At 58.8% G+C, this 18,686-nt stretch carries 22 protein-coding genes; 7 read left to right on the top strand and 15 right to left on the bottom strand.

Going from position 1 to position 18,686, the window contains the following annotated elements; translation table 11 throughout:
• The first annotated feature begins 96 nt into the window (after window positions 1-96).
• Together DVA43_RS06120 and mazF are read left to right on the top strand one after the other, a co-directional pair.
• Window positions 97-345, top strand: a complete 249-nt coding sequence (locus DVA43_RS06120) for an AbrB/MazE/SpoVT family DNA-binding domain-containing protein (protein WP_114314922.1) — start codon at window positions 97-99, stop codon at window positions 343-345.
• Window positions 345-671 carry an endoribonuclease MazF gene (mazF, locus tag DVA43_RS06115; RefSeq protein ID WP_103822010.1) on the top strand — a complete coding sequence of 109 codons (327 nt, stop codon included), beginning with the start codon at window positions 345-347 and terminating at the stop codon, window positions 669-671. The genes DVA43_RS06120 and mazF overlap by 1 nt, the downstream gene beginning before the upstream one ends.
• 26 nt (window positions 672-697) lie before the next feature.
• Here the strand turns inward: mazF and nhoA are convergent, their stop codons facing one another.
• The 4 genes from nhoA to DVA43_RS06095 all read right to left on the bottom strand — a co-directional run bounded on the left by nhoA (window position 698) and on the right by DVA43_RS06095 (window position 4,964).
• Window positions 698-1,543 (bottom strand): N-hydroxyarylamine O-acetyltransferase, encoded by an 846-nt coding sequence (gene nhoA, locus DVA43_RS06110; RefSeq protein ID WP_114314921.1) that lies wholly within the window; start codon window positions 1,541-1,543, stop codon window positions 698-700.
• 69 nt (window positions 1,544-1,612) lie between these two features.
• Window positions 1,613-3,268: an iron ABC transporter permease gene (locus DVA43_RS06105; RefSeq protein WP_114314920.1), complete on the bottom strand. Its 1,656-nt coding sequence runs from the start codon at window positions 3,266-3,268 to the stop codon at window positions 1,613-1,615.
• A 38-nt stretch (window positions 3,269-3,306) separates the two neighbouring features.
• Window positions 3,307-4,275 carry an ABC transporter substrate-binding protein gene (locus tag DVA43_RS06100; RefSeq protein WP_114314919.1) on the bottom strand — a complete coding sequence of 323 codons (969 nt, stop codon included), beginning with the start codon at window positions 4,273-4,275 and terminating at the stop codon, window positions 3,307-3,309.
• Window positions 4,272-4,964 carry an ABC transporter ATP-binding protein gene (locus DVA43_RS06095; protein WP_114314918.1) on the bottom strand — a complete coding sequence of 231 codons (693 nt, stop codon included), beginning with the start codon at window positions 4,962-4,964 and terminating at the stop codon, window positions 4,272-4,274. Before DVA43_RS06095 ends, DVA43_RS06100 begins: the two co-directional genes overlap by 4 nt.
• A gap of 136 nt (window positions 4,965-5,100) precedes the next feature.
• Between DVA43_RS06095 and DVA43_RS06090 the strand changes: the two genes are divergently transcribed.
• Entirely contained in the window at window positions 5,101-5,673 is a 573-nt protein-coding gene (locus DVA43_RS06090; RefSeq protein WP_114314917.1) for a flavin reductase family protein, read from the top strand.
• A gap of 141 nt (window positions 5,674-5,814) precedes the next feature.
• Here DVA43_RS06090 and DVA43_RS24675 read toward each other — a convergent pair whose 3' ends face one another.
• Together DVA43_RS24675 and fusA are read right to left on the bottom strand one after the other, a co-directional pair.
• Entirely contained in the window at window positions 5,815-6,432 is a 618-nt protein-coding gene (locus tag DVA43_RS24675; RefSeq protein ID WP_156238784.1) for a trypsin-like peptidase domain-containing protein, read from the bottom strand.
• A 16-nt stretch (window positions 6,433-6,448) separates the two neighbouring features.
• Entirely contained in the window at window positions 6,449-8,551 is a 2,103-nt protein-coding gene (gene fusA / locus DVA43_RS06080) for an elongation factor G (protein WP_114314915.1), read from the bottom strand.
• 280 nt (window positions 8,552-8,831) lie between these two features.
• Between fusA and DVA43_RS06075 the strand changes: the two genes are divergently transcribed.
• The 3 genes from DVA43_RS06075 to DVA43_RS06065 are packed head-to-tail and all read left to right on the top strand — an operon-like array spanning window position 8,832 to window position 10,011.
• Window positions 8,832-9,314: an Hcp family type VI secretion system effector gene (locus DVA43_RS06075; RefSeq protein ID WP_114314914.1), complete on the top strand. Its 483-nt coding sequence runs from the start codon at window positions 8,832-8,834 to the stop codon at window positions 9,312-9,314.
• Entirely contained in the window at window positions 9,311-9,775 is a 465-nt protein-coding gene (locus tag DVA43_RS06070) for a DUF2778 domain-containing protein (protein ID WP_114314913.1), read from the top strand. The genes DVA43_RS06075 and DVA43_RS06070 overlap by 4 nt, the downstream gene beginning before the upstream one ends.
• On the top strand, window positions 9,775-10,011 hold the full coding sequence (locus DVA43_RS06065; RefSeq protein ID WP_114314912.1) for a hypothetical protein: 237 nt from the start codon (window positions 9,775-9,777) through the stop codon (window positions 10,009-10,011). Before DVA43_RS06070 ends, DVA43_RS06065 begins: the two co-directional genes overlap by 1 nt.
• 149 nt (window positions 10,012-10,160) lie before the next feature.
• On the opposite strand, the gene DVA43_RS25245 is transcribed toward DVA43_RS06065, so the two are convergent.
• The 4 genes from DVA43_RS25245 to DVA43_RS06050 all read right to left on the bottom strand — a co-directional run bounded on the left by DVA43_RS25245 (window position 10,161) and on the right by DVA43_RS06050 (window position 14,087).
• Window positions 10,161-10,283 carry a hypothetical protein gene (locus DVA43_RS25245; RefSeq protein WP_256387104.1) on the bottom strand — a complete coding sequence of 41 codons (123 nt, stop codon included), beginning with the start codon at window positions 10,281-10,283 and terminating at the stop codon, window positions 10,161-10,163.
• 148 nt (window positions 10,284-10,431) lie between these two features.
• Entirely contained in the window at window positions 10,432-11,694 is a 1,263-nt protein-coding gene (locus tag DVA43_RS06060) for a glycerate kinase (protein WP_114314911.1), read from the bottom strand.
• A gap of 3 nt (window positions 11,695-11,697) precedes the next feature.
• Window positions 11,698-12,765, bottom strand: a complete 1,068-nt coding sequence (locus DVA43_RS06055) for a tartrate dehydrogenase (RefSeq protein WP_114314910.1) — start codon at window positions 12,763-12,765, stop codon at window positions 11,698-11,700.
• A 14-nt stretch (window positions 12,766-12,779) separates the two neighbouring features.
• Window positions 12,780-14,087 carry an MFS transporter gene (locus DVA43_RS06050; RefSeq protein ID WP_114314909.1) on the bottom strand — a complete coding sequence of 436 codons (1,308 nt, stop codon included), beginning with the start codon at window positions 14,085-14,087 and terminating at the stop codon, window positions 12,780-12,782.
• Between the two features lie 129 nt (window positions 14,088-14,216).
• Between DVA43_RS06050 and DVA43_RS06045 the strand changes: the two genes are divergently transcribed.
• Window positions 14,217-15,113, top strand: a complete 897-nt coding sequence (locus tag DVA43_RS06045; protein WP_114314908.1) for a LysR family transcriptional regulator — start codon at window positions 14,217-14,219, stop codon at window positions 15,111-15,113.
• Between the two features lie 68 nt (window positions 15,114-15,181).
• Here the strand turns inward: DVA43_RS06045 and pptA are convergent, their stop codons facing one another.
• Genes pptA through DVA43_RS06020 form a run of 5 tightly spaced genes read right to left on the bottom strand, consistent with a single transcriptional unit; the run spans window position 15,182 to window position 18,686 of the window.
• A complete protein-coding gene (gene pptA / locus DVA43_RS06040) occupies window positions 15,182-15,412 on the bottom strand; it encodes a tautomerase PptA (RefSeq protein ID WP_114314907.1) in 231 nt (76 codons plus the stop codon).
• A gap of 32 nt (window positions 15,413-15,444) precedes the next feature.
• A complete protein-coding gene (locus DVA43_RS06035; RefSeq protein ID WP_114314906.1) occupies window positions 15,445-16,065 on the bottom strand; it encodes a glutathione S-transferase family protein in 621 nt (206 codons plus the stop codon).
• Window positions 16,066-16,108: 43 nt separating this feature from the next.
• Complete coding sequence (locus tag DVA43_RS06030) at window positions 16,109-16,996, bottom strand: transporter substrate-binding domain-containing protein (RefSeq protein WP_114314905.1); 888 nt, start codon at window positions 16,994-16,996, stop codon at window positions 16,109-16,111.
• 9 nt (window positions 16,997-17,005) lie between these two features.
• Window positions 17,006-17,779, bottom strand: coding sequence for an amino acid ABC transporter ATP-binding protein (locus DVA43_RS06025; RefSeq protein WP_114314904.1), 774 nt, complete (start codon window positions 17,777-17,779; stop codon window positions 17,006-17,008).
• Window positions 17,763-18,686 (bottom strand): amino acid ABC transporter permease, encoded by a 924-nt coding sequence (locus tag DVA43_RS06020; RefSeq protein ID WP_114314903.1) that lies wholly within the window; start codon window positions 18,684-18,686, stop codon window positions 17,763-17,765. Before DVA43_RS06020 ends, DVA43_RS06025 begins: the two co-directional genes overlap by 17 nt.

Genomic DNA, 18,686 nt, shown 5'->3' with positions numbered 1-18,686 from the left:
GGCGTTATCAGCCCTCCCATGTATCAACAATGTTGACACATAAAAACCACGCAGCCTATGATGGTGATACTTTGTATCAACATCTGGAGTATTTATATGCCGCAGGTCACCGTTAAAAAATGGGGGAACAGTCCTTCTGTCAGGCTTCCCGTCGCGGTTATGCGTGAGGCAGAACTGAACGTAGACGATGTGGTAAATGTTAATGTCGACGAAGAGGGACGGATAATTTTGACACCGGTAAAAAGGGACGAACCGACGCTGGAATCGCTGCTCGCGGCAATTACTGACGACAATCTGCATCACGAAATCACATTTGGAGAACCGCAAGGCAAGGAGCTGTTGTAATGGACTACATCCCGGAAGCGGGTGATATCGTCTGGCTGGATTTTGATCCGCAGTCAGGACATGAACAGGCAGGTCACCGCCCTGCACTGGTTATTTCACCCGCCAGCTACAATGGACGCACCGGTTTGATGCTCTGCTGTCCACTCACATCGCAAATCAAAAACTACCCCTTCGAAGTGGCTATTAGCGGTTCGCGCCGCAACGTCGCCCTTGCGGATCAGATCAAAAATCTGGACTGGCGGGCGCGAAACGCTGTGAAAAAGGGAACAGCCACCGCCGAAGAGCTGGATGCCGTGAGAATGCGCGCTAAGGTTTTAATCGGCTAACAGAAAGGGGCTTACGCCCCTTCCCGCTATTTCCCCGCCTGCGGATGGGTTTCAAACCCGGCCATTACCGCCGTGAGTTCTGCCAGTGAAAAGCCGAACGTCGGATCGTCCACGCCCAGCCCGAACCGCTCCTGCATTACCTGATAGAGTGCTTCAGCATCCGGCAGGTTAAGCTGCTCGACCACATGACCGTCATGCCAGTGGGTGAAATGCAGGTTGGTAAGGGTCAGTTTGCCGCCGTCGGGCAGATGGCGGCACATCAGCAGATGATGACGGAAATGGGACTGCGGCCAGTGCGCTGACCAGAAGTTGCCCAACACGTAATCGGCCTGGTATTGCGCGGTGAGATCGAAGTGATACATCGATTGCCAGTGCTCGTGGTGGCGGAACTGTAACACCCAGTCGCTGCCGTCGTTGATTAGCCGGTACAGGCCGTGCGGCGTCGCCTGCTCTTCTTCGGCGACCAAACGGATGGGCGCGGTCAGGGTCTGCCCGCCAAAACCGACGTCGGCGATCCAGCGTTCGCCCTCCAGATCCACCAGCAGCAGACGGTGGGTGCGCGGCGGCATCTGGGCCGGATTCGCCAGCACCACCCGACCCAGCAGGCTGCGCACATGGAATCCCACCTCACGAAGGGCTCGCTCGAAGAGCCCGTTCTGCTCAAAGCAATACCCGCCGCGGCGGGCGGTGACCAGCTTATCGACCAGGGATTGCTCGTCGAGCTGGATTTCACGCGGCAGCACCACATCGATATTTTCAAACGGGACGGCGCTGTTGTGATGCAGGTGCAGGCCCCGCAGGGTGGCGATGTCCGCAGAAACCGGCTGCTGCCAGCCGGTACGGGCGAGATAAGCGGTCAAAAACGGGGTCATAGTCAGTTCCTTTTACAGTTTCCTTGTTTATAAACTAATTTACCCCGCTCACTGTTTCAAAAGTGCTTTTTATCCGCGCGAGGTGCGTTGCATGATCCCGAGCGCCGTTAACATCAGCACCAGCCCGGTCAGCAGCGTCAGGGTCGCCATCGCCATTCCCTGTCCGACGGAACCCTGCTCGAACTGCCGCCAGATAAATACCGAGACGGTCTGCGTGCCCGCCGGGGCCAGCAGCAGCGACGTCACCAGCTCGCGCGAGGCGATGGCAAACACCATCAGCATCGCCGCCAGCATCGCCGGGGAGACCAGCGGCAACACGATAAAGCGCAGCGCCTGCAACGCCGACGCGCCATGCACCCGCGCGGCAGGCTCAAGATTGCCCCCCAGCTGACGCAGCGCGCTGCCGACATAGCGCACCGGCCACGGCAGCAACAGGCAGCAGTAGGAAAGCAGCAATATCGCCCAGCTGTTATAGGGTGAGACCGGCCAGAACGGGCGGTTCCACAGCAGGATCAGCCCCACCCCGACCACCACGCCCGGCAAGGCGGCAGGCATCAACGACAGCGCATCCAGAACGCCGCGCCCTTTGATCTTCTGCACCACCACCAGCCACGCGGCCAGCAGACCCAGCGCGCCAGTAATACAGGCCGCCCCCAGCGCCAGCGACAGGCTGGTGCGCAGCGCCGACAGCGCATCCCCCTGCTGGCTGAAGAGCGCCGCATAGTGCCCGCCGGTCAGATTATCCAGCGTCACTCCGCCGGACAGGGTTCCCAGCACCCCGGACAGCGCCATCGACGCTCCCGGCAGAATCACCGCGATAAAACCCGTCAGCGCAAAAACAACGACAACCGGCAGCGTAAAGATCCCGGCACTGGCGCCCATATTCTCCGTCGGTTTGCCGGTAATGCTGGTCACATCCTGATGCCCGGTCAGCTTTTTCTGCAGCCACCAGGCACTCAGGGCGATAACCACCAGCACCACGGAAAGCATCGATGCGCCCGAAAGATCGATCGGCCAGTCCGCCAGTTTTTTCTCGATATCGGTGGTGAGCATCACTACGCCAGCGCGCGTGCCGAGAGCGGCAGGTACGCCAAACTCTTCAATCGCCAGGGTAAAGGCCAGCAGCATCCCCGCCGCCAGCGACGGCGAGAGCATGGGCAGCGTGATATGCCAGAACGCCCGGCCAGGGCTGGCACCGTGAACACGGGCCACCAGCGCCAGACGCTGGCCGCTCGCCAGCAGGCTGCGCGACACCGCAAAATAGACCACCGGGAAGATATTCAGCGCCATCACCAGCACGATCCCGCTCCTGCTGAACAGCAGGTCGTTGAGGTTGACCCCGGTGATCTGTTGCAGATAGCCGTTGGTTTGCAGGACCAGCATCCAGGAGAGCGCGGCGATATAGGGCGGGGTTAAAAACGGGATCAGAAACAGCAGATCCCACAGCTTCGGCAGCGGCAGGTTAAACAGCCCGCGCGCCACGCCGAGGGGAAAGCCGATCAGCGCACTGACCAGGGCGACGCCAAGGGCAATTTGCAGCGTACCGCCCAACATGCCCGGCAGTTGCGGCTCCGCCAGTAGCCGACTGATGCCGCTGAACGCCCCGGAAAACTGCCCGGCGCTGAAGTGCGGAAACACCGCCTGGAGCAGAATAAAGGTGAGCGGAAACGCCACCAGGATCAGCAATAATCCCAGCGTCGTTACCGATAAATATTTAGGATTCACGAAGCCGTCCTGAAGACGGGGTTGCCCCCGTCGCGTGGTTATAAGGTGAAGAGCGTGTTGAAACGCTTGAGGATATCGCTGCGCTCGCTGCTACCATCGCTTTTGGTCGGCAGAATTTTCAGGTCGTTAAGCAGTGGACGTTTGGCCTGCACATCGCCACGGGCGGGCATCAGCCAGGCATCGGCCACCATCGCCTGACCTTCCGGGGAGAGAACGTAATCCACAAAGGCTTTGGCGTCATCCGCATGCTGGGTGGATTTGAGGATCATCATCGGACGCGGGGCAATCACCGTGCCGCTGGCCGGGAAGATCACCTTCAGGGATTCGCCCTGGCTGATGTTGCCATACGAGACATAATCCACTGCGCCGAACACTGCCGCTTTGGCTCCCTGCATCACCGGGGTGACCGCCTGCGCGTTCGGGCCGCTGACCACCATGCCGTTCTTTTTCAGCTCATTAAACAGGGTCCAGGCCTTATCGCCCATGCCATTCTGCAACCCGATCAGCAGATCGAGTGAAGCACCGGACAGCGCCGGGTCCGGGGTGGTGACTTTGTCTTTAAAGGCGGCGGTGGTCAGATCGTGCCACTCTTTCGGCTCCGGGGTGCCGCTTTTGGTGTTCCAGACGATGCCCAACGCCGACACGCCCTGGGCCACAAAGTCCTCTGATTTCAGATCCGCAGGCACGTTCGCCGCATTGGCGCTCTGGTACGGCAGCAGCCAGCCGCGATTGTGCAGATCTTCCGCGGTATCCCAGGAGGCGGAGATCAGAATATCGGCCTGCGGGTTAGCCTGCTCCGCTTCAAGGCGGGCCATCACTTTGCCGGTGGTGGCCTGGAAGATATCCACCTTCACGCCAGTTTTCTTTTCAAAGCCGCTGGCCAGGTTTTTGGCGAGCGAGCCCGGCCCCGCGGTGTAGACGGTCAGCGCGTGGGCGCTGGAGATCATAACGGACGATAACGCCATGGCTAACAGCACTCCTTTTTTGACGGACATTGTAGCTTTCATGCGAACTCCCCTGAGGTGGTAATCAAACGATCGGCAGCGACGCTGCCAGCAGACAAATGCACGATGCGATCGGCCAGGATTTCAGCCTCCCGGCGGTCGTGGGTAACATAGACGGCGGTGGTGCCGAGCTGGCGCAGCAGTGATGCCATCTCATGACACAAGGTGCTACGCAGTTCGCTGTCGAGGTTGGAGAGCGGCTCGTCAAACAGCAGCACCCGCGGTTCCGCGACTATCGCCCGGGCCAGCGCCACACGCTGTTGCTGACCGCCCGAGAGCCCCGCCGGTTTGCGATCGGCGAAGGCGCTTAAGCCGACGCGATCCAGTGCCTGCGCAACGCGGCTTTCGCGTTCCTGACGCGGAACATGGCGCATCTTCAGCGGGAACATCACATTCTGCGCCACGGTCATGTGCGGCCAGAGGGCGTAATCCTGGAACACCATGCCGATGTCCCGGGCTTCCGGCGACAGCGCCCATCCGGTTTTCGCCACCAGGCGATCGCCAAAATGGATCTCACCCTGTGCGGGCTGGGTTAACCCCGCCAGCAGTCGCAACAGGGTGCTTTTGCCGCAGCCCGACGGCCCCAGCAGCGCAACCACGCTACCCGGCTCGATATGCAGATCGATTTGATTCAATACAGTATTCGCGCCAAAAGCGTACGACACGCCTTTAAGCGATATGGAAGTGAGCATCTTGTTATCCTCTTTGGGATTTGATGCTCGCCACTGTAGGCAGCTTGTGTTGCGAAAACATGACACCTTTGTTGCGTATTGATTTCCGATGGCTTTCAGACGTTTAATGCTCTGATGCTATTGATGAGGAAATTCTATGAGCCACTTCCGCCCCGTTGAATTAATGCACGCCAGCCGCCTGTTAAATCACGGCCCGACCATCCTGATCACCAGCCGCGACGACTCCCTGGACCGCCGCAACGTCATGGCCGCCGCCTGGTCGATGCCGGTGGAGTTCGAGCCGCCGCGGATCGCCATCGTGGTGGATAAAAGCGCCTGGTCGCGGGAGCTGATTGAACGCAGCGGCATGTTCGGGATCGTCATTCCCGGCGTGGCGGCCACCAACTGGACCTATGCCGTGGGCAGCGTCAGCGGGCGCGATGAGGATAAGTTCAACTGCTACGGGATTCCGGTGATTAACGGCCCGGTGCTGGGGCTGCCGGTAATTGAAGAGAAGTGCCTGGCGTGGATGGAGTGCCGTCTGCTGCCCGCCACCTCCGCGACAGAAAAGTATGACACCCTGTTTGGCGAGGTGGTCTCAGCCGCCGCCGATGAACGGGCGTTCGTGGCCGGACGCTGGCAGTTTGATGATGATAAGCGCAACACCCTGCACCACCTGGGCGCAGGCACCTTTGTGACCAGCGGGAAGCAGGTAAAAGCGCCTGAGTGAAATAACCGGTGTTTACTCAGGTGCCGGATTTTGCCCGGCGGCGCTGCGCTTGCCCGGGCCTACACGAGCACGGGACACGTAGGCCGGGTAAGGCGCAGCCGCCACCCGGCGTTGCAGGTCCTGCACTGTAGTCAATATCTTCTAATAGGTCTTATAAGGGATCCGCATGCGGTCCAGCAGGTTGGTAAAATCCTGCACCGCCACAAAGGCCACTGCGCCCTTGCCGGGGATGACGTTGGTGATGATCCCCACCGTCTCCCCGGTCAGGCTGTCTATTACCGGCCCGCCGGACATGCCCGACACCGCCCCCGCCCCGGTGATGATGCCGTAGTAGCAGCCGTCGCGCTTAACGAAGCCGTCGATCTTGCCCCGGCTGGATTTGGGCAGGCTGTTGATGGCGCTGTAGCCAAACAGGGTGACGTTGCGTCCAGCCCGGGCCCAGGCCAGCTGATGCACGATCTTGCCGCGGTTGTTATCGGCAATGACCGCCACATCGCAGACCGGATGCTGGGCCCTGACCGGCTTCAGCAGCGGTACCGCGACGTGCGCGGCGGTGAGGGACAGTTGGCTTGAGACCGGGAAAGTGGTGCCCTGCATCCCGGCGGCAAACCAGTTCAGCGGCGCCGGCAGGCCGATAAAAACCATATCCGCCTGCCGGGTCGCGGCAAAATCGGTTTTGCTGGTGCCGGACATCACCACACACCCCAGCAGCATAAGGGGTGCCATGAGTGCGGCGAGAGCATAATGCAGACGCTTCATGGTTCACCCCTTGGGCCTACTTTTTCGACCGTCCGGCGATAATCTCATCGGCGACGATGCGCGGGGCTTCGGCGTAATGGTGGAACTCCATACTGTAAGTTGCCCGCCCCTGGGACATGGAGCGCAGCGTGGTGGCGTAGCCGAACATCTCCGCCAGCGGCACGTCGGCGCGGATAATCTGGCTGCCGAACTGCTCCTCCATCCCCTGCACCAGCCCACGCCGGGAAGAGAGATCGCCCATAATGTTCCCGGCGTACTCTTCCGGGGTTTCGACCTCCACATGCATCATCGGCTCCAGGATCACCGGATCGGCCTTACGCGCTGCGTCCTTAAAGCCAAAGATCGCCGCCATGCGGAAGGCCATCTCCGAGGAGTCGACATCGTGATAAGAGCCGAAAGTCAGGGTCGCTTTGATATCCACCACCGGATAGCCCGCCAGCACGCCGCTGTTCATCGCTTCCCGCAGCCCTTTCTCAACCGACGGAATATACTCCCGGGGCACCACCCCGCCCTTGGTGGCATCGACAAACGTAAAGCCGCTGCCCGGCTCCTGCGGCTCAAGGCTCAGCACCACGTGGCCGTACTGCCCTTTGCCACCGGACTGGCGGACAAACTTGCCCTCAACGTCGTTCACCGCTTTGCGGATGGTTTCCCGGTAGGTCACCTGCGGGCGGCCAATATTGGCCTCGACGCCAAACTCCCGCTTCATGCGGTCGACAATGATCTCCAGATGCAGCTCACCCATCCCGGAGATAATGGTCTGGCCCGATTCTTCATCGGTATGCAGGTGGAAGGAGGGATCTTCCGCTGCCAGACGATGCAGGGCGATGCCTATCTTCTCCTGGTCAGCTTTGGTTTTCGGCTCGATGGAGAGGGAGATCACCGGGTCCGGAAACTCCATCCGCTCAAGGGTGATGACGGCGTTGGGGTCGGTCAGGGTGTCGCCGGTGGTAACATCTTTCAGCCCGACGCAGGCGGCGATATCCCCGGTACGCAGCTCCTCCACGTCGTGCCGGTCGTTGGCGTGCATCAGGACGATACGCCCGATGCGCTCCTTCTTGCCTTTCACCGGGTTAAAGACCGCGTCGCCTTTTTTCAGCACGCCGGAATAGACGCGGATAAAGGTTAGCTGACCGACGTAGGGGTCGGACATCAGCTTGAACGCCAGCGCCGAGAAGGGTTCGTCATCATTGGGGTGGCGCTCGGCGTGCTGGCCTTTTTCATCCACGCCGTCGATAGCGGGCACGTCGAGGGGGGACGGCATCAGCTCGATCACCGCATCGAGCATTCGCTGCACCCCTTTATTTTTAAAGGCGCTGCCGCAGAGCATCGGCTGGATCTCGCCAGCCACCGTCCGTTTACGTAAGCCGCGGATAATTTCTGCCTCATCGAGCTCGTTGGTGTCGAGGTATTTATCCATCAGCTCGTCGCTGGCTTCCGCCGCCGCAGAGACCATTTTATCCCGCCAGGTCCGGGCAGTAGCCTGTAGCTCATCCGGCACCGGGGCATAGTTAAAGGTCATCCCCTGGGTGGCGTCATCCCAGATGATAGCCCGCATCTTGATCAGATCGACCACGCCGGTGAAATGCTCCTCCGCGCCGATGGGGATCACAATCGGCACCGGGTGCGCTTTCAGCCGGTCGATCATCATCTGCACCACGTGGAAGAAATCGGCCCCCGGACGGTCCATTTTGTTGACGAAGGCGATACGCGGCACCCGGTACTTGTTGGCCTGCCGCCAGACGGTTTCCGACTGTGGCTGTACCCCGCCCACCGAGTCATAAACCATCACCGCCCCGTCGAGCACCCGCATGGAGCGCTCCACCTCGATGGTAAAATCGACGTGCCCGGGGGTGTCGATGATATTGATCCGGTGCGGCTCATAGCTGCGATCCATGCCAGACCAGAAGCAGCTTACCGCCGCCGAGGTGATGGTAATCCCCCGCTCCTGCTCCTGCGCCATCCAGTCGGTGATCGCCGCACCATCGTGGACCTCCCCCATCTTATGGCTCACCCCGGTATAGAACAGGATGCGCTCGGTGGTGGTGGTTTTACCGGCATCAATATGCGCTGAGATTCCGATGTTGCGATAACGTTCGAGAGGAATAGGCCGGATCATGATGCATCCTTATTTTATGGACATGACAAACACGCGCTGGGTTAGCGCGCGCAGGTATGTAGATCAGTGTAGTGCCCTGTCAAAGGGGGGACGGGTGATTCTGCGGTGATTGTACTGAGAACATTTCAACGCCAGGAGTTCGATGCAGGCTAGCCCGCATGAATCAACTTTGTTTACACGAATAAAAAAACCTTATTTATTTTTGGGATCAATGTTTTTGCATATTAACCTTAGTGAATGTAGGCTTTTTCGTTTATCAACAAATTAAAGGATTACACAAATGGCAATTCCAGCTTACTTATGGATGAAAGACGATGGTGGAGCTGATATTAAAGGATCGGTTGATGTTAAAGATCGTGAAGGAAGCATTGAGGTGCTGGGTTTTAGTCATGGATTACATTTACCGACTGATAACAGTACAGGTAAAATCACGGGAACGCGCTTACATGCGCCATTAACATTTCAGAAAGAATTTGATTCCTCAAGTCCATATATATACAAGGCTGTAGCTCAGGGGCAGACACTAAAAAGCGTAGAATTGAAATGGTATAAAATTAATTGCTCAGGACAAGAGGAAGAGTACTTCAATATGTTACTTGAGAACGTTAATGTTATTTCAATTTGCCCCATGATGCACGATTGTAAAAATCCAGCAACTGAAAAGCATAATCATCTGGAAGCGGTATCCTTACGATATGAGAAAATAACCTGGAAATATTGTGATGGGAATGTCATTTTCTCGGATAGCTGGAATGAACGATGATCCAATGCACATTCCATCTAAATGGAAATCAACTAAGTAATCTGAGCTGCCCCGGGATAGGTTTTTTTCCGGCTTATTCTGGTACAGGCACATCACGCAACAATGCTAATGATATTGCCATCCCTTCTATCGGACCGCTACCGCCAGGTTTGTACTACAGTACAGGTGGTGCACTAACAGGGTTGAGTGATGCTTTTGCATCGTTCATATCCGGTTCGGACAGGTCAGTATGGTTTGCTTTGTACAGACATGACGCACAGATTGATGATATTACATTCACAGGACAGGTAGAAAGAGGACACTTTCGTTTGCATCCAGCTGGTTATAAAGGCGTAAGCGAAGGTTGTATTACCTTGCCGCGTCTATCAGATTTTATGCTGTTACGCGATGCTTTGCTTAAAACGCCAACCATACAAGTAACGTCCTCATTAACTGCTTTCGGTACTATACAGGTGTATTAATGAAACCAATGCATTACGTGTCATTATGGATTGGGGAAGCGCTGCTATTCGCCTTGGTGTTAGCGGCCTTATTTTTACTGATACCAGAAATGAAAGCCTATAGTTTGGTGAGAATGTTTACAGATGTCATCCCTGGTGATACATGGGATAAATATTATTTCCTTTCACTCTGCATTTCATCATTACTCATCGTAGCCATCATCGTTTATATAAGTGCATCACTGAAAAAGAGATAAAATCAACACCCTTATAGATAATAACTATAAGGGTGTTTCGCGAATATCACAATCTAACAACTCTTCGATAAACACGTTGGCCGAATTAAATTCAGAGATTAATTTTCATGCCAGATACTCTAAACATTAAGAAGTAAATTATTTTGTCTTCAAAGTAATACATCGCCCTGCTCTGTCCTCAGCCAGCGCGGAGCTTTCAGCCTGTCGCTAAAATAACTCACCAGTTCAAACAGCAAATCCTCCAGCACGAGATGCTGCTCATTTGTCAGCATGCTGCTCATTTTCCGTTGAGTGAGTTCCTGGCAATACCGGCAAAGACACTGTGATAAAGCCGAAGCGGCAAAAAGCATTCCCGGAAGTAACCTCGTAAATCGTAAAAAAAATGCCGGGTGGCGGCTGCGCCTTACCCGGCATTCTCGGTCACGTAATCATCACCACCCGGATATCATTCACGTTGGTTAATGTCGGGCCGGTTACCACCAGATCGCCCGCGGCGGCGAAGTAGCTGTAGCTGTCATGCCCGCGCAGCATCGCCTTAGCATCCAGATTAGTGCGAGCCAGTGTATCCGGCGTGACAATCGCTCCCGCCGCATCCTCGGTGCCGTCAATCCCGTCGCTGTCCCCGGCGATGGCGTAAATCCCCGCCTCGCCCTTCAGCGCACAGGCCAGCGCCAGCAGGAACTCGGTGTTGCGCCCGCCGCGGCCACAACCCGTGTCGCCAATCGTCACCGTGGTCTCTCCACCGCTCAGCAGCACCGCCGGACCTTTTACCGGCAGGCCGTGCTGTTTTACGGATTTCGCAATCCCGGCCATGATAATGCCTAATTGCGCACTTTCACCCTCTAGGGCATCGCCCAGGATCAGCGGGGTGTATTTCATCTTCTGCGCCACGGCTGCGGCAGCGGCCAGCGCGCCGGAGGGGGTGGCGATGAGGCGGATATCCTCGTCTATCTCTGCTGTCGTTACCGGGGCGCGCGGGGTGCGAAGCACGCGCATTACCGGCTCCGGCAGTTTCAGGCCATAGCGGGCGATAATCTCCAGCGCCTCTTCTGGCGTGGAGCTGTCCGCCACCGTCGGGCCGGAGGCGATGCTCTGGGGATCGTCACCCGGTACGTCGCTGATGATAAGCGTAATCACCCGGGCAGGCAGCGCCGCCAGCGCCAGGCGTCCCCCTTTGATATCCGACAGCTGCTTGCGAACGGTGTTCATCTCGTTGATGGTCGCCCCGCTCTTCAACAGCGCTTTGTTCACCGCCTGCTTGTCGGCCAGGGTGATGCCCTGGCGCGGGAGGGCCAGCAGGGACGATCCCCCGCCGGAGATTAGCGCGATCACGCAGTCGTCGGCGGTGAGGTGCTTCACCTGCTCCATCATCAGCATTGAGGCCACTTTGCTCATGGCATCGGATACCGGGTGCGCCGCCTCGACGATACGGATTTTTTCTGTCGGCACAGCGTGCCCGTAACGCGTTACCACCACGCCCTGCAGATCCACATCTGGCCAGGCGGCCTCCAGCGCGGCGGCCATGGCGGCGCTGGCTTTCCCGGCGCCCACCACAATGCAGCGCCCGCGCGGTTTCGCCGGCAGGGCGTTAATCAGCGCCTCATGGGGGTCGGCGCTTTTCACCGCCGCCATGAAGATCTCAGTAAGCGCCCCTCGCAGGGCGCTGTCGTCGTGTTGTGCCATAGATCAGCCTTCTGCAATGGCGCGGATCACCGCCTGGGTGACCTCGCGGGTGTTGGACGTGCCGCCCACGTCGGTGGTCATGATCCCTTCGGCGCAGACCCGCTCCACCGCCGCCATCAGGCGTGCAGCGGCTTCCCCTTCCCCCAGATGCTCCAGCATCTGCGCCGCAGTCCAGAAGCTGGCGACCGGGTTGGCGATGCCTTTACCGGTGATATCAAACGCCGAGCCGTGGATCGGTTCGAACATCGACGGGAAACGCCGCTCCGGGTCGATATTGGCGGTCGGCGCAACCCCCAGACTGCCCGCCAGCGCCCCCGCCAGGTCGGAGAGGATATCGGCGTGCAGGTTGGTTGCCACGATGGTATCCAGCGATTCAGGATGCAGGGTCATGCGCACGGTCATGGCATCCACCAGCATCTTGTCCCAGGTAACGTCCGGGAACTCGCGCGCCACCTCAGCGGCAATCTCATCCCACATCACCATCCCGTGACGCTGGGCGTTAGACTTGGTGACGACGGTTAACAGCTTACGCGGGCGCGACTGTGCCAGGCGGAAGGCGTAGCGCATAATGCGCGTTACCCCGGTGCGGGTGAAAATCGCCACCTCGGTGCCCACCTCTTCCGGCAGGCCGCGGTGCGCGCGACCGCCGTGGCCGGAATATTCCCCTTCTGAGTTCTCACGCACGATCACCCAGTCGAGGGTGCCGGGTACCGCCTTGCGCAGCGGGGACTGAATGCCCGGCAGGATTTTGGTTGGCCGCACATTGGCATATTGGTCGAAGCCCTGGCAGATCGGCAGGCGCAGCCCCCACAGGGTGATGTGATCCGGCACGTCCGGGGCCCCTACCGCGCCAAAATAGATGGCATCGAAGGCTTTTAACTGCTCCAGGCCGTCCTCCGGCATCATCACGCCGTGGGTTTTGTAGTAGTCCGAGCCCCACTCGAAGGTATGTACTGAGAAACGCATATCTCCCTGACGCTGGGCCAGCGCGTGTAAGACCTCAACGCCTGCGGTGATCACTTCCGGGCCGATACCGTCTGCGGGGATGGCTGCAATGGCGTAATCTTTCATGGTTTTTCCTTAAATCAATGTTTTGACTGAATTAATGTTTCATTGTCCTGCGCTTTACGGCTGGATGCCGAAAGCCACAGCACCACCAGTGAAGAGAGGATCAGCAGCCCGGCGACAAACCACAGCCCCCAGGTGTAACTGCCGGTCTGTTGCTTGATCAGGCCAATCATGAACGGACCGACGAAGCCGCCCAGATTGCCGAGGGAGTTGATGGTGGCGATCCCCGCCGCCGCTGCCGAACCGGAAAGGAACAGGGTTGGCATGCTCCACAGCGGTGGCTTGGAGGCGCTGATGCCGCAGTTAACGATGGTCAGGGCGAGGATCACCCCAACGATGCTCGCCGTGCTGCCCGCCATAAACAGCCCTGCTGCAGCCACAATGCAGGCGGCAATCACGTGCCAGGAGCGCTCACCGGTTCTGTCGGAATGACGCGCCCAGACCACCATTGCCGCTACCGCCAGCACCGCCGGGATCGCGTTCAGCAGGCCAACGGTCATAGAGGAGACGCCGAGCGTTTTGATAATTTGCGGGGACCAGATGCCCAGGGTATACAGCCCGGCGGAGGTGCCGAAGTAGACCAGCGACAGGGCGAGAACGCGTTTATCCAGCAGCCCCTTCCAGACGCTGTGCTGCGCCGTGGCCTGTTTTGCCGCCTGCTCACGTTGCAGGGTAGCAATCAGCCAGCCGCGCTCCTCTTCGCTGAGCCATTTCGCCTTTTCCGGGCGATCGGTGAGCCAGAACAGCACCACCACGCCGAGGATCACCGCCGGCACCGCTTCGAGAACAAACATCCACTGCCAGCCGGCAAAGCCCATCATGCCGTGCATCTCCAGCAGCGCCGCGGAGATCGGCGAGCCGAGGGCGGTGGAGATGGGTGCTGCTGCCATAAAGATGGCCGTCACCTGGGCGCGCTTTTGCGCCGGGAACCAGTAGCTTAAGTAGAGGATGATCCCCGGGAAGAAGCCCGCTTCCGCCACGCCGAGCAGAAAACGCAGGGTGTAGAAGCTGGTAGTGCCCTGGACAAAGGCCATAGCGCCGGAGACCAGCCCCCAGGTGATCATCACCCGGGCAATCCAGATGCGCGCCCCGACCTTGTGCAGGATCAGGTTGGAGGGCACTTCAAACAGAAAGTAGCCGAGGAAGAAGATCCCGGCGCCGAAGCCAAACACTGCCGGGGAGAAGCCGAGGTCGGCGTTCATGGTGAGCGCCGCGAAACCGATATTCACGCGGTCGAGGAAGGCGATGAAGTACAACAGCATGATGAAGGGTACGATGCGCAAGGTGATTTTGCGCATTACCCGTTGTTCGATTGTGCAGGTCATGTGAGGTGTTCCTCATAATTATTTTGTAGGGTACGCAGTCGGGCTGCCCTGATGAGTATGCTGATATTTCTTGCATGATCATGCGCATCGGTTTATACAAAAAAATGCAATAATCGCGAGCGAGCCAAAATGGAACTACAACACCTGCGCTGTTTCCTGGCGGTAGCCGAAACCCTGCATTTCGGTCAGGCGGCCCAGCGCCTGGATATGCTGCCCTCCGCCCTGGGAAGGAATATTCGTCTTTTAGAAGAGGCACTTGGCACGCGGCTGTTTACCCGCTCGACCCGCCGGGTAGCGCTGACGGAGAACGGTGTTTTGCTGCGGGAAGAGGCACGAAAGCTGCTCGCCCATGCCGACGCGATTATGTTGCAATTTCGTCAAAATCCACGCCGGGCGCAGCCGCTTTTGCGCGTCGGCACCATCGACAGCGCGGCCATCGGTTTGCTGCCCGGACTGCTGCAACTCTTCCGCCAGCACTACCCGGATGTGGAGATCCAGCTGTTCGAAGATAAGACCGTGCATCTGCTGCCGAAGCTGAAAAGCGGCAGGCTGGATCTGGTCTTTATCCGCCCGCCCGCGCAGCTCGACGCCCAGTTTGGCCGGGCATTTTTATGCCATGAGCCGGGGATCCTCGCCCTGCCCGTCAGCCATCCGTTTGCCGACCGGGAGAGGGTCGATATCGCGGAACTGGAAGGGATGCCGATGATCCTGCCGGAGCGGCGCTCGCGCCCGCACAGCCACGACCTGACCATGAATCTCTTTCATAATGCGGGCATTGAAGTGACAGTGTCACAGATGGCGGACGAGAAGCAGACCATTATCAACCTGGTGGCGGCGGGCATTGGGCTGGCGATTGTGCCCGCCTGGAGCAGTCGCTATCTGATGCCGGGCGTGAAATTTGTGCAGCTGAACGGCGCGGAGCAGATGGGGATGCCGCTGGAGGCGGTGTGGATGGCCGGGGCGCAGGATGAGATTCGGGATAATATGCTGGCGATGCTGGAGGAACATCCGGAGCTGTATGTGTGAATCGCCGGGTGGCGGCTGCGCCTTACCCGGCCTACACGGGTACAGTACACGCAGGCCGGGCAAAAGGCTTACATCGAATAACCCGGCTTCTTAATCAACTCATCCAGCTTCGGGCCAATCTCCGTATCCCAGACCTGCGCTTTCCAGTCGGCTTCTGCGACCTCGTTCAGGGCCACGGAAATGGCGCGATCTTTACTGTTCAGATGACGGGTAATCACCTCGGCGATATCCGCCGCCAGGGCGGTTTTTTGTTCGTCGTTCAGGTCGCGGGGAAAACATTTAATATCAACGTGTGGCATGTGCAGGGCTCCTTTTAAATGAGCGTTCCAGACTAGCAGAGTATTTCGTTAGCTTTTAGTACCTTGTGCAATTTCGGGAGCTTGCACACGCTATCGGCGATGGCCGTGATCTTCGGGGTATTGGCGGCAAACCAGTCCGGACGTGGCCCCCAGGTGCGCATCACGCACAGGTAGCAGTCGATCAAGGTGATCTGCTCGCCAAAAGCGTACGGCGTGGCTTTCAGGTGATTATCCAGCCAGAGGTAGAGCGATTTGCGGTATTCACGGCAGTTTTGCTGTAGCTGTTCCGGTGCGTCCGGTGCCCAGCGCTCCGGGTAGTCGGCATAAGTAAAGGTGGGATAGACGTTGGCCACCAGCCAGATCAGCAGGCGCTGAAACTGCTGGCGCTCCGCGCGTCCAACCAGAGGCGCAAGATCCGGACAGCGATCGAGGATCATTAGCGCGATCGCCGCCGTCTCCGTCATGATTTCGCCATTTTCCAGCTCGAGGGTCGGGACCTGACACAGCGGGTTGAGTTTTTCTAGCAGCTCACGGGTTGCCCCCGGCTTATCGAACCCGTCGACGTTGATAAACTGATAAGGAATGTCGGCGAGGGTCAGCATCACCTCACTGATGGCTGAACCCCAGCCCGGTACGCCATACACTTTGATCATGATCGCTCCACTTCAGGGTCAAAACCCTAAGTGTAGAGCAGCATCAGTAGGTGATGCCTGGCGGATTGACCTCCGACTGCGTCACCGCTTCGCCCTGCTCCCCCCAGCGCGCCAGCACCTTCTGGTACTCTCCCCGCTGGATCGCCCCGTCGAGGGCGGCCTGTAAGGCGTATACCAGTCCGTTCCCCTTTTTGGTGGTGGTCGCCACATACGCCTTCTTCGGCCCTAAACCCACCACCCGGGTTTTGCCGGTCAGCGCCGCTTTATAGGCCGAAACCGACTGCGGGCCGAAGAAAACATCCGCCCTGCCGGACTGAATATAGAGATTGCCGGAGGCGTCGTCGGTCAGGTAGACCGGCAGCGCAGGCTCCCGCCCGGCGTTCTTGTTCTCCTCGTTCCAGCCCAGCAGAATGCGCTCCTGGTTAGTGCCGGAGCCGACAATCACCTTTTTGCCTGAGAGATCGGCGGCGCTTTTAATCGACTGCACCTCGCTGGTAGATTTTACCGAGAAGGCCAGGTTATCGACGCGATAGGTGGCAAAATCAAACTTCTGTTTACGCTGCTCGGTCACCGCAATATTGACCAGCGCCACGTCGTAGCGCCCGGAGGTGATGCCCAGCGGCCAGTCCTCCCACGCGGTCGGCACCAGCTTCAGCTTCAGGCCGAGGCTGCCCGCCAGCAATCGGGCAATATCCGGGTCGCTGCCGATGCGGGTGCGGTTATCGCTTGCCAGCAATGCCAGCGGCGGGGAGTTGAGCGCCGAAATAGCCACCGTCAGGGTGCCCGGTTCGACAAATTTGTAGTTAGCGGGGATCTTCGCCACCGCATGCTTGTCCACCGTCACCGGTAGTGGCTGCTCGTTAGCCTGTAAATCAATCGCGGCGTGGCTTGTGGATGCCACCATGAGCAACGCCAGTACTCCCTTTTTCATCTTCACTCCTTACAGTACTTTGGACAGGAACTGTCGCGTTCGCGCGTGAGACGGTCGGTTCAACACCTCGTCGCTGCTGCCCTGCTCCACGATTTTGCCGTCGACCATAAACACCACCTGGTCCGCCACTTCCCGGGCGAAGCCGATCTCATGGGTCACCACCACCAGCGTTGTGCCGGAGCGGGCCAGTTTTTTGATCACATCCAGCACCTCGCCAACGAGTTCGGGGTCCAGCGCCGAGGTGGGTTCATCAAACAGCATGACCCGTGGGCGTAGGGCCAGGGCGCGGGCAATGGCGATGCGCTGCTGCTGCCCGCCGGAAAGATGACGCGACCAGGCGTCGGCTTTATCCCGCAGCCCCACCACGTCGAGCAGTTCGTAAGCCCGCTCGATAGCCTCTTTACGGCTCAGCTGTTTGTGGGCGATGGGCGCTTCGATCAGGTTTTCCAGCACCGTCAGGTGCGGGAAGAGGTTGAAGTTCTGGAACACGTAGCCGACGTTGACCCGCTGTTTGAGGATCGCCTTCTCTTTCAGCTCGTACAGCGTGTTGCCCTCCCGGCGATAGCCGATGTAATCCCCGTCAATCTGGATAAAACCTTCGTCAACCCGCTCCAGGTGGTTGATGGTGCGCAACAGGGTCGATTTGCCCGAGCCGGACGGGCCGAGGATCACCGTTACCGAGCCGGGCGGGATCTCCAGCGAGACGTTATCCAGCGCCTTGTGGCGGCCAAAGAACTTGCTCACACCGGTAATGGAAATATGTCCTTCAGGAGAGGCTGGCATGGACGGGCTCCTGTGTGGTTGGGGTGGTAACGGAACGGGTACGGGTGGCGCGGGAGCTGTTTACCGCCGAGCGGCGCTCGCTGCGGGCCAGGCCTCGCTCAACCAGGTGCTGAATGGCCGAGAGCACGGTGGTGATCGCCAGATACCAGACGGCACCGACCATCAGCAGCGGGATCACCTCCTGGGTGCGGTTGTAGATCATCTGGATGGTGTAGAACAGCTCCGGCATCGCCAGGACGTAGACCATCGCTGTGCCCTTGGCGAGGCTGATGATTTCGTTAAACCCGGAAGGCAAAATGGTGCGCAGCGCCTGCGGCAGAATGATACGCAGGGTGCGGCGTGAGGCCGGTAAGCCCAGCGCGGCTGCCGCTTCATACTGGCCGTGATCGACCCCTAAAAAGCCGCCGCGGATAATTTCGGCAGTATAGGCGCTCTGCACCAGCGTCAGCCCGACCACCGCCGTGGAGAATTGCCCCAGCACATTGATGGTCTCAAAGCTGCCCCAGGTGATGCCGGTAAACGGCACGCCGAGCGACAGCGTGTCGTAGAGATAGGAGAAGTTGTAGAGAACGATCAGCACCACAATCAGCGGCAGGGAGCGGAAAAGCCAGATATAGCCCCAGGCGAGGCTGCTCAACAGCCACGAGGAGGACAACCGCGCCAGGGCCAGCACGCCGCCAAACACCACGCTAAGTACGGTGCCGATCAGGGTCAGGAGCAGCGTCTGCCCCACCCCTTCGAGGATCACCGGGTCGAAGAACCAGCGGGCAAACACCGCCCACTCCCAGCGCGGGTTAAAGGCCACCGACTGAATGACCACCGCCAGCACAAACAGCGCAACAATCGCCCCCACCGTGCGCAGTGGATAGCGCGCCGGGACCACTTTGATGGTTTCAACGTTGTTCAT

The organism is Leclercia sp. W6 (assembly GCF_003336345.1).
Lineage (GTDB): Bacteria > Pseudomonadota > Gammaproteobacteria > Enterobacterales > Enterobacteriaceae > Enterobacter.
This window is presented reverse-complemented; position numbering and strand designations above follow the sequence as displayed.

What these genes read in the sequence shown, in the direction of transcription:
- DVA43_RS06120 (WP_114314922.1), top strand. Translation starts at nt 97, where the DNA reads ATGCCGCAGGTCACCGTTAAAAAATGGGGGAACAGTCCTTCTGTCAGG.
- mazF (WP_103822010.1), top strand. Translation starts at nt 345, where the DNA reads ATGGACTACATCCCGGAAGCGGGTGATATCGTCTGGCTGGATTTTGAT.
- nhoA (WP_114314921.1), bottom strand. Translation starts at nt 1,543, where the DNA reads ATGACCCCGTTTTTGACCGCTTATCTCGCCCGTACCGGCTGGCAGCAG.
- DVA43_RS06100 (WP_114314919.1), bottom strand. Translation starts at nt 4,275, where the DNA reads ATGAAAGCTACAATGTCCGTCAAAAAAGGAGTGCTGTTAGCCATGGCG.
- DVA43_RS06095 (WP_114314918.1), bottom strand. Translation starts at nt 4,964, where the DNA reads ATGCTCACTTCCATATCGCTTAAAGGCGTGTCGTACGCTTTTGGCGCG.
- DVA43_RS06090 (WP_114314917.1), top strand. Translation starts at nt 5,101, where the DNA reads ATGAGCCACTTCCGCCCCGTTGAATTAATGCACGCCAGCCGCCTGTTA.
- DVA43_RS24675 (WP_156238784.1), bottom strand. Translation starts at nt 6,432, where the DNA reads ATGAAGCGTCTGCATTATGCTCTCGCCGCACTCATGGCACCCCTTATG.
- fusA (WP_114314915.1), bottom strand. Translation starts at nt 8,551, where the DNA reads ATGATCCGGCCTATTCCTCTCGAACGTTATCGCAACATCGGAATCTCA.
- DVA43_RS06075 (WP_114314914.1), top strand. Translation starts at nt 8,832, where the DNA reads ATGGCAATTCCAGCTTACTTATGGATGAAAGACGATGGTGGAGCTGAT.
- DVA43_RS06070 (WP_114314913.1), top strand. Translation starts at nt 9,311, where the DNA reads ATGATCCAATGCACATTCCATCTAAATGGAAATCAACTAAGTAATCTG.
- DVA43_RS06065 (WP_114314912.1), top strand. Translation starts at nt 9,775, where the DNA reads ATGAAACCAATGCATTACGTGTCATTATGGATTGGGGAAGCGCTGCTA.
- DVA43_RS25245 (WP_256387104.1), bottom strand. Translation starts at nt 10,283, where the DNA reads ATGCTGACAAATGAGCAGCATCTCGTGCTGGAGGATTTGCTGTTTGAA.
- DVA43_RS06060 (WP_114314911.1), bottom strand. Translation starts at nt 11,694, where the DNA reads ATGGCACAACACGACGACAGCGCCCTGCGAGGGGCGCTTACTGAGATC.
- DVA43_RS06055 (WP_114314910.1), bottom strand. Translation starts at nt 12,765, where the DNA reads ATGAAAGATTACGCCATTGCAGCCATCCCCGCAGACGGTATCGGCCCG.
- DVA43_RS06050 (WP_114314909.1), bottom strand. Translation starts at nt 14,087, where the DNA reads ATGACCTGCACAATCGAACAACGGGTAATGCGCAAAATCACCTTGCGC.
- DVA43_RS06045 (WP_114314908.1), top strand. Translation starts at nt 14,217, where the DNA reads ATGGAACTACAACACCTGCGCTGTTTCCTGGCGGTAGCCGAAACCCTG.
- pptA (WP_114314907.1), bottom strand. Translation starts at nt 15,412, where the DNA reads ATGCCACACGTTGATATTAAATGTTTTCCCCGCGACCTGAACGACGAA.
- DVA43_RS06035 (WP_114314906.1), bottom strand. Translation starts at nt 16,065, where the DNA reads ATGATCAAAGTGTATGGCGTACCGGGCTGGGGTTCAGCCATCAGTGAG.
- DVA43_RS06030 (WP_114314905.1), bottom strand. Translation starts at nt 16,996, where the DNA reads ATGAAAAAGGGAGTACTGGCGTTGCTCATGGTGGCATCCACAAGCCAC.
- DVA43_RS06025 (WP_114314904.1), bottom strand. Translation starts at nt 17,779, where the DNA reads ATGCCAGCCTCTCCTGAAGGACATATTTCCATTACCGGTGTGAGCAAG.
- DVA43_RS06020 (WP_114314903.1), bottom strand. Translation starts at nt 18,686, where the DNA reads ATGAACAACGTTGAAACCATCAAAGTGGTCCCGGCGCGCTATCCACTG.